We start from the raw sequence: 10,604 nt of genomic DNA, 5'->3' as shown, positions 1-10,604 counted from the left end.
CCCTTGTGGGGGAGATTAGCAGTTCCATCGCCCCGCCCTTTTGAAACGCTGGTGATTGGCGAAAGCCGGCGTGACATCTGATCTCCCCCCTTGTGGGGGAGATGGCCGGCAGGACAGAGGGGGCGCTGTCCCGCCAGCCTTCAAAGTTCAATGCAATTCGCCGTGCTACATCGCCTTCTCGATCTGGCCGCGGATCTCGCCGTCCTTGTTCTTGGCGGTGTGGACGTTGACATAGTATTTGCCGGCCTCGAGATCGGCCGCCTGCGCGTCCGTCAGCGTCGCCGATCCCTTGATCGGGCTCTTCAGCTTCTTTAACGGGATGACCGGGTCCGCGTTCGCGCCCATGTCCGCCGGACCGTGGATGTGGGCAGCCACGGCAGGCCCGCTGAGGCCGGAATATTTGACGTTCCAGCTGAGCTTCTTGCTTGTCGTGTCAAAGGTCAGTGTGGCGGTCCCCTTGCCCTTGGTGGTGACGGGCGGGCTCTGCTGGCCGCCATCGAGCGTCGCCTTGAACTTCATCGTCTCGGCCATGGCCGGCGATGCGAGAAGGAAGGCGGTCGAGACGGCCAAGGCCGAAAGCATCGGCACGGATAGGATGCGCATGAAGAACCTCCGTTGATTGCAGCATCCTCCACGGCTCCCCGACGTGCGGATGCGCCAATCAACGGTTGGGTCGCCGGATGTATCCCGGCACACGATTATTTTACCGCGGGCAAGAAAAAGGGGCGGTCGCCCCCCTTTCAATATCGGCTGTAGAGACCCGAGCTTACTTGATCGCCTTGTCGGTGATCGCGGTCGTGTAGGCGCCGCTTGCCTCCTTGCTGATGATCTTCTGGTCGAGCAGCGCCTTGGCGGTGCGCTCGTAAGCGGCCGGGATCAGCTTGCCGTCGGCATTGTCGACCAGCTTGGCCACTTCCTTCATCATGAACTTCTGGTGGTTCTCGTCCTGGCCGCCGGCGTCGACGACGATTTCCGCCGCCTCGTCGGTGTTCTCGGTAGCGTATTTCCAGCCCTTCATCGAGGCGCGCACGAAGCGAACCATCTTGTCCTCGAAGGCCGGATCCTTGAGCTTGTCCTCGAGCGTGTAGAGCCCGTCTTCCAAAAGGTCGTTGCCCATGGCCGAGTAGTTGAAGACGATCAGGTCCTCGGGCTTGTAGCCGGCATCCAGCACCTGACCGTATTCGTTATAGGTCATGACCGAGATGCAGTCGGCCTGCTTCTGGATCAGCGGCTGCACGTCAAAGCTCTGCTTGAGCACGGTGACGCCGTCCGGGCCGCCATCGGTCTTGAGGCCGATCTTGTTCATCCAGGCGTAGAAGGGATATTCGTTGCCGAAGAACCAGACGCCGAGGGTGTGGCCCTTGAAGTCGGCTTCCGTCTTGATCGGACCGGCCTTCGGGCAGACCAGTTCCATGCCGGCCTTCTTGAACGGCTGGGCGATGTTGACGAGCCCCACGCCTTTGTCGCGGGCCGCCAGCGCGCCGCCCATCCAGTCGACGATGACATCGGCGCCGCCGCCGGCGATCACCTGCTCGGGCGCGATATCCGGGCCGCCCGGCTTGATGTCGACGTCGAGGCCTTCGGCGTCATAGAAGCCCTTGGCCTTGGCGACATAATAGCCGGCGAACTGGGCCTGCGTGACCCATTTCAATTGCAGTGTAACCTTGTCGGCGGCCATCGCCTGGAAGGCGGCCAGCGACATGGCGCCGGCCAAAGCGGAAATTAGCAGTCTTTTCATGTTTTTACCCTCTGAAGTTAGTGCCCAAACCCACCGCCCCTATCCACCTCGGACAGAGGGATGCCAAAACGTGACGGCTCTCTCGACGAGAGCGACCACGCCATAAAAGACCGAACCCGCCAGTGCTGCAACTGCGATTTCGGCCCACACCATGTCGATGTTCATCCGCCCGACTTCCGTCGAGATGCGGAATCCCATGCCGACCACAGGCGTGCCGAAGAACTCGGCGACGATGGCGCCGATCAGGGCCAGCGTCGAGTTGATCTTCAGCGCATTGAAGATGAAAGGCATTGCCGCCGGCAGCCTGAGCTTGAGCAGCGTCGGCCAGTAACCGGAGGCATAGGTGCGCATCAGGTCGCGCTCCATATGCCCGGATGCGGCCAGCCCTGCGACCGTGTTCACCAGCATCGGAAAGAAGGTCATGATGATGACGACAGCGGCCTTGGACGGCCAGTCGAAGCCGAACCACATGACCATGATCGGCGCCACGCCGATGATCGGCAGCGCCGACACCATATTGCCGATCGGCAAGAGCCCGCGCCGCAGGAACGGCACGCGGTCTGCGAGGATGGCGACGGCGAAGCCGGCGAGGTTGCCAACGACATAGCCGATCAGCACCGCCTTGAAGATCGTCTGCCGCACATCCGAGCCCAGGATCGGCAGCGAGTTGGCGATGCGCGCGCCGATAGCGCTCGGCGGGGGCAAGAGGATGAAGGGGATGCCCGCGCCGCGCGTCACCGCTTCCCAGATGATCAAGATCCAGGCGCCGAAGATCGCCGGGATAATCAGGCGCAATGCGTTCCTCGCGACGCTTTGGTTCGGGCGCAACGAAGACAACAGCGCAACGCAACGCCAGGCGAGCAGCCAGGCGGCGGCAAGCAGCAGGAAATACGGGGCCAGCGCAGTGCCTTCGAAACCGGTTATGCCCTTGATCAGCAGCCAAGCGGCGGCATGGGCGCCGACGAAGAGCACGATCGCCTCCACGAGCGGCGTTAGCTTTGCGATCGAAACCAGCGCCGCGATGAGCAGCAGCCCGATGATCAGCCCCTTTGCGCCCATATAGGGATAGGCCAGCGTTGCGGCCGGGTCCGCCAGCGCGGCTGCCTCCGGCTTCGTCATCGCGCCGAGCGCAAAGGCGGTGAGGCAAAGCAGGATTGCCAGCGCCGCTTGCCAGGACGGCCTCAGCCAGGTCATGCCGGCCTCCCGCCCATGGCGCGGTCGACGAGGCGCCCGGCGATGCCCACTACCATCACGAGCAGCGCCGCGACGATGGAGCCTGCGACCAGCGCCGACCAGATATCGATGGTCTGGCTGTAATAGGCGCCCGCAAGCAGCTTGGCGCCGATGCCCGCGACCGCGCCGGTCGGCAACTCGCCGACGATGGCGCCGACCAGGCTTGCCGCCACAGCCACCTTCATCGAGGTGAACAGGAACGGCACCGAGGCCGGCACGCGCAGTTTCCAGAAGGTCTGCGAGGCGCTGGCATTGTACGTATGCATCAAATCGAGATGCATAAGCTCGGGCGAGCGGAGGCCTTTCACCATGCCGACGGCGACGGGGAAGAACGACAGGTAGGTCGAGATCAGCGCCTTGGGGATCAGGCCGGTGATGCCGATCGCCGCCAGCACCACGATGATCATCGGCGCCACCGCCAGGATCGGAATGGTCTGCGAGGCGATGATCCACGGCATCAGGCTGCGGTCGAATGTCGCCACATGCACGATGCCCACGGCAATGAGGATGCCGAGCGCGGTGCCGAAGGCGAAGCCGAGCAGCGTCGAGGACAATGTCACCCAGGCGTTGTAGACGAGGCTGCGGTTCGAGGTGACGGACCGCAGAAAAGTGTTCTCAAAGAAATTCACCGCCACCTGGTGCGGCGCCGGCAGCGTCGGCTTCGGCTGCGACAGCGTTTTGCCGATGAACTCGACCGTGCCGGCGCTCTGGTAGTCGACGGCTTTCGCCAGCGCCACCGCCTGCTCGCCCATCGCCTTCCTGGTCTTGGCGTCGAGGAATGGCGACGGCGCCTCCTCGACCACCTTCTGGTTGCGGCGCTGGATCGAGCACTCGCGCTCACCGAGATAGAGCGCCGTGCCATGCGCGTCAGCCAGCACCTGGATCTCGATATGGCGCGGATCGACGACAAATTTCTCGATGAAGACGCGGTCGTCGCCGAAGGAGCTTTTCGCCTCCGAACGCGCCCGGTCGAAGCCGTCGCGCACCTCCGCTTGGCTCCAGGCGATGCGCATGCCCTTGCCGCCGCCGCCGGCCGAGGCCTTGATCATGACCGGATAGCCGATCTCGCCGGCGATCCGCTCGGCATGGTCGGCATCTTCGATGACACCGAGCCATCCAGGCACGGTCGAGACCTTGGCTTCGCTGGCGAACTTCTTCGATTCGATCTTGTCGCCCATCGCCTTGATGGCTTTGGACTTCGGTCCGATGAAGACGATGCCTTCTTTCTCCAGCGCCTCGCAAAATGAGGCGCGCTCCGACAGGAAGCCGTAGCCCGGATGGACGGCCTCGGCGCCGGTTTCCTTGCAGGCGGCGATGATCTTCTCCGGCAGGAGATAGCTCTGCGCGGCGGGCGGTGGGCCGATATGCACCGCTTCGTCGGCCATTTCGACATGCACGGCATCGCGATCGGCATCCGAATAGACCGCGACGGTGGCAATGCCCATCTTGCGCGCCGTCTTGATGACGCGACAGGCGATCTCGCCGCGATTGGCGATTAGGATCTTCTTGAACATTCGGATGTCGTTCCTCCGGCGAAGCGGACCAGTTCTATGGATAATTCCGGCGCGCCTCAAGTGCCACGGGCAGGCTCCCAAGGCTGGCACCGATTGCAGAAACCGCGCCGAAAAACGTCGCAAGAGACATTGGCCGTCCGCACGGAACTCGCTAATGTTACCCCAACACTAAATGATGGCAGGCTGGCATTCGCCACGGGCAGCCTGCCGTTAGCTAAAACTTACAGATCGCTTGGGAGGAATGCCTCATGAAAACGCGTGCCGCCGTTGCCGTTGCCGCCGGAAAGCCGCTGGAGATCATGGAGGTGGACCTCGAAGGTCCGCGCGAGGGTGAGGTTCTGGTCGAGGTCAAGGCGACCGGCATCTGCCACACCGACGAGTTCACGCTGTCGGGCGCCGATCCGGAAGGGCTGTTTCCGGCGATCCTGGGCCATGAGGGCGCCGGCATCGTCGTCGATATCGGCAAGGGTGTGACCTCGGTCAGGAAGGGCGACCATGTCATCCCGCTCTACACGCCCGAATGCCGCCAGTGCCCGTCCTGTCTGTCGCGCAAGACCAATCTGTGCACCGCCATCCGCGCCACACAGGGCCAGGGGTTGATGCCCGACGGCACCTCGCGCTTCTCGCTCGGCGGCGAAAAACTGTTCCATTACATGGGCTGCTCGACCTTCTCCAACTTCACCGTGCTGCCGGAGATCGCTGTCGCCAAGGTCAATCCCGACGCGCCCTTCGACAAGATCTGTTACATCGGCTGCGGCGTCACCACGGGCATCGGCGCCGTCATCAACACGGCCAAGGTCGAGCAAGGGGCGACGGCCGTCGTCTTCGGCCTCGGCGGCATTGGCCTCAACGTCATCCAGGGGCTACGTCTGGCCGGCGCCGACATGATCATCGGCGTCGATGTCAACAACGACAAGAAGGCCTGGGGCGAGAAATTCGGCATGACGCATTTCGTCAATCCGAAGGAGATCGACGGCGACATCGTGCCTTACTTGGTCAACATGACCAAGCGCGGCGCCGACCAGATCGGCGGCGCCGACTACACATTCGACTGCACCGGCAACACCAAGGTGATGCGCCAGGCGCTGGAAGCCTCGCATCGCGGTTGGGGCAAGTCGGTCATCATCGGCGTCGCCGGCGCCGGCCAGGAGATCTCGACGCGGCCCTTCCAGCTGGTCACCGGCCGCACCTGGATGGGCACCGCTTTCGGCGGCGCGCGCGGCCGCACCGATGTGCCCAGGATCGTCGACTGGTACATGGAAAAGAAGATTGAGATCGATCCGATGATCACCCATACGCTGAAGCTCGAGGACATCAACAAGGGTTTCGACCTCATGCATGAGGGCAAGTCGATCCGGAGCGTCGTGGTTTACTGAGGAAAGCCACTAGGCCGCAGGCCGGAACGCCGGCGACCTCTGTGGTAAAACATGGGAGGAATGGAATGGCCGAAAAACTGCATCCGAAGATTGACAATGGCTTGCCGAAGGAAAGCGCATCCTTCTCCGGCGGCACGCTGGTCTGCCTCTGCACCAGCAACCCTGTGAAGGTGAAGGTCAAGGGCCAGATCGCTCACGACCACGCCTGCGGCTGCACCAAATGCTGGAAGCCGGAAGGCGCCATATTCTCGGTCGTGGCCGTCGCCGGTACCGGCGACGTCACCGTCACCGAGAATGGAGACAAGCTGAAGGTGGTCGATCCTTCGGCGCTGATCCAGCGCCACGCCTGCACCGGCTGCGGCGTCCACATGCATGGCCCGGTCGAGCGCGACCATCCCTTCAAAGGCCTGTCCTTCATCCATCCGGAACGCTTCGAAGAGGACGGCTGGTCGCCGCCGGGCTTCGCCGCCTTCGTCTCCTCGATCATCGAATCCGGCGTCGACCCCAGCCGCATGGACGGTATCCGCGCGCAACTGAGATCGATTGGGCTCGAGCCCTATGACTGCCTCAACCCCGGCCTGATGGACTATATGGCCACCTGGACGGCGAAGAAGTCCGGCGCGCTGCCGGCCTGAGCCCAGTCGGTCCGGTGACGACCGGGCGCTCCTGCGTGAAATGCTTCATGGAAATTGCCAATGGGCGATCGAAAGATCGCCCATTGGTCGACGTTCGCCCGGAGGGACAAATGCTGGCAACAGCCATCGCAGCGGCCGTGCTCTTGATCGGGATAGTTCTCGCTTATGGCATCAAACGGTTTTCCCTTGGCGACAGTGTAACCCTGATCGCTCTCATGATCATTCCGTTGCTCGCTTATGGGGTAGTGTCCGGCGATATCAGCGAGTTCACCGGGCCGGGTGGCTGGGGCGCGAAATTCCGCGAGGAAGCCAAGAAGACAATCGACCCGATACCGATCAGTTCTTCCATTGTCGAAGGCGAGTTCGTCGCCAAGGGCGACTTCGTCCAGCTTGAGAATGTCGATCGCAATTTGGCGCCGGGAAAGCCGGTGAGCATGACTTTGCAGCTTGGCCGTGGCGACTATTATCAGGCGCCCGTCATTGCAGAGTATATCCGTGTCCTATCGCAACATGATCCCGACATGTCGGTAGTGGTCATCGACCCTGCCGGAAAGTATGTCGCCTCAGCCAAGGGCAGCGTCGTGCTGGCGCAGCTGACCGATAACAGGAACTCTGAGCAGATCAGCCGTCTGATGGCTGTCCTGCGGGGGTCCGATCCGGCGGCGATTCGGACGGTCGGCGGCTTCTCCGACAAATCCATCGCCGACACGGCCAGCAACGTCGACGCCTTGCAGAAAATGCAAAGCGAGAATACAGCCAGACTCGTGGCCATCACCGCCGCCGGGGTGCCGGAGGGCATCGTGCTGCGTGACATGATCGTCACTCGGTTGCTGGTGGAACTGGCGCCGGAAGACAAATAGCCGCCAGGAGTCGCCGATCGCTCGGGAAATCATGATCTACGTCGATGCCGACGCCTGCCCGGTCAAGGCCGAGGTCGAGAAGGTCGCCGAGCGTCATGGGGTTGTCGTCACCTATGTCTCCAATGGCGGCCTGCGCCCATCGCGCGATCCGATGATCCGCAATGTCGTCGTCTCCAAAGGCGCCGATGCCGCGGACGACTGGATCGTCGAGAACGCCAGGGAGAGCGACATCGTGGTGACGGCCGACATTCCGCTTGCCGCGCGCACGGTGGCGCTCGGCGCGCATGTGCTGGGGCCGACCGGACGCCCGTTCACCCCGGAAACCATCGGCATGGCGGTGGCGATGCGCGATCTGAAGCAGCATCTGCGCGAGACCGGCGAAAGCCGCGGCTTCAATGCCTCCTTCACGCAAAAGGACAGGTCGCAGTTTCTAGGCGAGCTCGACCGCATCTTGCGGCGCGCGCTCAAATCCGTCACACCGGATTGATCCAACGTCTTCAGGGACCCGACCCATGGGTGAAGACCTCAAGACGCCGATGCATCGCCACATGCAGTTCGCACTGGCCTTTGCGATCGGCATCGTCGCCCTACTGGTGGCTCTTCTGCTCAAGGCACCGCTCCCCTACTCCATCGGCGCCAATGTGTTCTTCGTGAGCTATATCGCCATGGTGCTGGCGCTGATGCCGAGCCTCACCGGCCGCTATCTCAGCAGGAACGCGCGCGCGACGGACATGCCCGTGCTGCTTATCTTCGCCGTCACGTTCTTCGTCGTCGTTGCGGCCATCGTCTCGCTGTTTCTTTTGATCAATCAGAAAGATGCGGCGCACCCTTGGCAGCTTGCCTTCGCCATGCTGTCGATCCCGCTCGGCTGGTTCACCATCCACGCCATGGCGTCGCTTCACTATGCGCATGTCTATTGGAAGGATGGAGGCGAGATCGATCAGAAAACCCAGAAGAAAATGCCGGTCGGCGGCCTCGATTTTCCCGGCGGCAAAAGACCAGAAGGTTGGGACTTCCTCTATTTCGCGACGGTCATCGGCATGACGGCGCAGACGGCGGACACCGCCATAACCACCTCGCAAATGCGCCTTGTCGTGCTTGTCCACTCGATCCTGAGCTTTTTCTTCAACACGGTGATCGTTGCCGCGGCGGTCAATCTCGCGGTCAGCCTAGGCCCTCCGTAATAAATCCGTGATCGCATGAAACATTGCCTTGTGCGGTGACGTATTGAGGGGAAGACAAGGACCTGAGAAGCCGCCTGCCTGAGGCGGCCGGAGGCAAGATGGACGCTGTTGCCAACAACCAATCCGCCCCCAAGGCGGGCGGCAAGGACACCACCCTCATCTACCGGCAGTCGCGCTGGACGCGCTTGACCCATTGGCTCTGGGCTTTCTCGCTGTTCTTCATGCTGCTTTCCGGCCTGCAGATCTTCAATGCGCGGCCGCAGCTTTATCTCGGCAAGCAGTCCGGTTTCGAGTTCAACAACACCATTCTCGAGATCGGCGCCGAAAACACCGCCAACGGCCCACGCGGCTTCACCGAAATCCTCGGCCACCGCTTCGACACTACCGGCGTGCTCGGCTGGTCGGGTCCGCTGGGACAAGAGACGCCTCGCGCCTTTCCGGCCTGGGCGACCATTCCCTCCTATTACGACCTTGGCACCGCCCGCGTCGTGCATTTCTTCTTCGCCTGGATCCTGACCACCACGCTGCTCGTCTGGCTGATCGCCGGCCTGATCAACGGCCATATCCGCCGCGACCTCGCCCCTCGCCTCTCGGATCTGCGCAAGCTGCCGCGCGACATCGTCGACCACGCGAAGCTGAAATTCCACCACACGCGCGAGTACAACACCCTGCAGAAGATGGCTTATGGCGGCGTGCTGTTCGTGGCTCTGCCGTTGATGATCGTGACCGGGCTCGCCATGTCGCCGAGCATGGATTCGGTGCTGCCGTGGCTCAACGAAATCCTTGGCGGCCGACAGACGGCGCGCACCATCCATTTCACCGTCATGGTGCTGCTCGTCCTCTTCTTCATCGTCCACATCCTGATGATCCTCGCCGCCGGCCCGATCAACGAGCTGCGCTCGATCATCACCGGCTGGTACCGCACGGACCCGCCCGCGAAGCACGACCAGTCGACCGAGAGGAGCGTCTGACATGGCGAAATTCCAGATCACGCGCCGTAAGTTCCTGACCGCCGGCAGCCTGGGCCTGTCAGGCATCGCATTGTCGGGCTGCGACGCCTTCGACAGCGGTCTCGGCATTGGCGGCGGCCTGCGCAGCTTCCTCGAAAACGCCAATGGCCTGACTTACCGCGCGCAGCGCTTTCTTGCAGGCCGCGACGCGCTGGCGCCGGAATTCACCGAGGCCGATATCCGCCAGCCGCAGCGACCGAATGGCGTCACGGCGCCCGATGACGACACCTACAAGGGTCTGCTCGCCAACAATTTCGCCGACTGGCGCCTGGAGGTGACCGGCCTTGTCGAGAAGCCGCTGTCGCTGACCCGCGAGCAGCTCCAGAACATGCCGAGCCGCACCCAGATCACCCGCCACGACTGTGTCGAAGGCTGGAGCTGCATCGCCAAATGGACCGGCACGCCGCTGTCGCTGGTGCTCGACCAGGCGGTGGTCAAGCCGCAGGCGCGCTACGTCATGTTCCACTGCCTCGACACGATCGAGCAGAGTTTGTCCGGCGACATCAAATATTACGGCACCATCGACCTGATCGATGCCCGCCATCCGCAGACCATTTTGGCCTACGGTCTCAACGGCAAGCCGCTTCCGGTCGAGAACGGCGCGCCGCTGCGCGTCCGGGTCGAGCGCCAGCTCGGCTACAAGATGCCGAAATACATTTCTAAGATCGAGCTGGTCGACAGTTTCGCCACTATCGGCGGCGGCCGCGGCGGCTATTGGGAGGATAATGGCTACGACTGGTATGGCGGGATTTGATGATCCCTCGCCTGCGGGCCGAGCACGATCTGCCGTCTGCCGAGCTTGATGCCGTCGAGGAGCGTCTGCATGACGACAACCGACGGCTGACCGGTCGTGACGACGACCGTGCCCTCACCTTTGCCTTGCGGGATGAGCAAGGGCGCGTCGTCGGGATCGCCGCCGGTCATTCCTGGGCCGGCATCGCCGAGCTCACGCTGATGTGGGTCGACGAAACTTATTGCGGCCTTGGCCACGGCAGGAAGCTGCTTGATGCCTTTGTCGCGGAGGCCGCTGCGCGCGGCTCCCTGCGGATATGGG

General features: G+C 62.8%; 12 protein-coding genes and 1 pseudogene. 8 read left to right on the top strand and 5 right to left on the bottom strand.

Annotated features, from left to right (window positions below):
- Positions 1-165: 165 nt before the first annotated feature.
- The 5 genes and pseudogenes from EOA28_RS12305 to EOA28_RS41135 form a co-directional block, all read right to left on the bottom strand.
- The gene (locus EOA28_RS12305; RefSeq protein WP_127250675.1) at positions 166-603 is read right to left on the bottom strand and encodes a CHRD domain-containing protein; all 438 of its coding nucleotides are present in this window, start codon (positions 601-603) and stop codon (positions 166-168) included.
- A gap of 163 nt (positions 604-766) precedes the next feature.
- On the bottom strand, positions 767-1,738 hold the full coding sequence (locus EOA28_RS12300) for an ABC transporter substrate-binding protein (protein ID WP_042637338.1): 972 nt from the start codon (positions 1,736-1,738) through the stop codon (positions 767-769).
- Between the two features lie 39 nt (positions 1,739-1,777).
- A complete protein-coding gene (locus tag EOA28_RS12295; protein ID WP_127250674.1) occupies positions 1,778-2,932 on the bottom strand; it encodes an ABC transporter permease in 1,155 nt (384 codons plus the stop codon).
- Entirely contained in the window at positions 2,929-4,149 is a 1,221-nt protein-coding gene (locus tag EOA28_RS41140) for an ABC transporter permease subunit (protein ID WP_348633430.1), read from the bottom strand. The genes EOA28_RS12295 and EOA28_RS41140 overlap by 4 nt, the downstream gene beginning before the upstream one ends.
- 18 nt (positions 4,150-4,167) lie before the next feature.
- Positions 4,168-4,485 (bottom strand): annotated as a pseudogene (locus EOA28_RS41135) (biotin carboxylase N-terminal domain-containing protein); the annotation flags it as partial.
- Positions 4,486-4,733: 248 nt separating this feature from the next.
- On the opposite strand from EOA28_RS41135, the gene EOA28_RS12285 reads away from it, so the two are divergent.
- The 8 genes from EOA28_RS12285 to EOA28_RS12250 form a co-directional block, all read left to right on the top strand.
- Positions 4,734-5,861: an S-(hydroxymethyl)glutathione dehydrogenase/class III alcohol dehydrogenase gene (locus EOA28_RS12285; protein ID WP_127252927.1), complete on the top strand. Its 1,128-nt coding sequence runs from the start codon at positions 4,734-4,736 to the stop codon at positions 5,859-5,861.
- A 65-nt stretch (positions 5,862-5,926) separates the two neighbouring features.
- Complete coding sequence (gene gfa, locus EOA28_RS12280) at positions 5,927-6,496, top strand: S-(hydroxymethyl)glutathione synthase (protein WP_126060495.1); 570 nt, start codon at positions 5,927-5,929, stop codon at positions 6,494-6,496.
- 110 nt (positions 6,497-6,606) lie between these two features.
- Entirely contained in the window at positions 6,607-7,356 is a 750-nt protein-coding gene (locus EOA28_RS12275) for a hypothetical protein (RefSeq protein WP_127252926.1), read from the top strand.
- A 31-nt stretch (positions 7,357-7,387) separates the two neighbouring features.
- Entirely contained in the window at positions 7,388-7,843 is a 456-nt protein-coding gene (locus tag EOA28_RS12270; RefSeq protein WP_127252925.1) for a YaiI/YqxD family protein, read from the top strand.
- A 25-nt stretch (positions 7,844-7,868) separates the two neighbouring features.
- Positions 7,869-8,540, top strand: coding sequence for a DUF1345 domain-containing protein (locus EOA28_RS12265; RefSeq protein WP_127252924.1), 672 nt, complete (start codon positions 7,869-7,871; stop codon positions 8,538-8,540).
- Between the two features lie 98 nt (positions 8,541-8,638).
- A complete protein-coding gene (locus EOA28_RS12260; protein ID WP_127252923.1) occupies positions 8,639-9,511 on the top strand; it encodes a cytochrome b/b6 domain-containing protein in 873 nt (290 codons plus the stop codon).
- 1 nt (position 9,512) lies between these two features.
- The gene (locus EOA28_RS12255; RefSeq protein ID WP_126060491.1) at positions 9,513-10,304 is read left to right on the top strand and encodes a molybdopterin-binding protein; all 792 of its coding nucleotides are present in this window, start codon (positions 9,513-9,515) and stop codon (positions 10,302-10,304) included.
- The coding region (locus tag EOA28_RS12250; protein ID WP_128314919.1) for a GNAT family N-acetyltransferase at positions 10,304-10,604 on the top strand (301 nt) is incomplete at its 3' end. The genes EOA28_RS12255 and EOA28_RS12250, both read left to right, overlap by 1 nt.

Source organism: Mesorhizobium sp. M2A.F.Ca.ET.067.02.1.1 (assembly GCF_004023285.1).
Taxonomy (GTDB): Bacteria; Pseudomonadota; Alphaproteobacteria; order Rhizobiales; family Rhizobiaceae; genus Mesorhizobium.
Note: the sequence above shows the minus strand (reverse complement) of the source record. Positions and strands in the feature narration are given on the sequence as shown.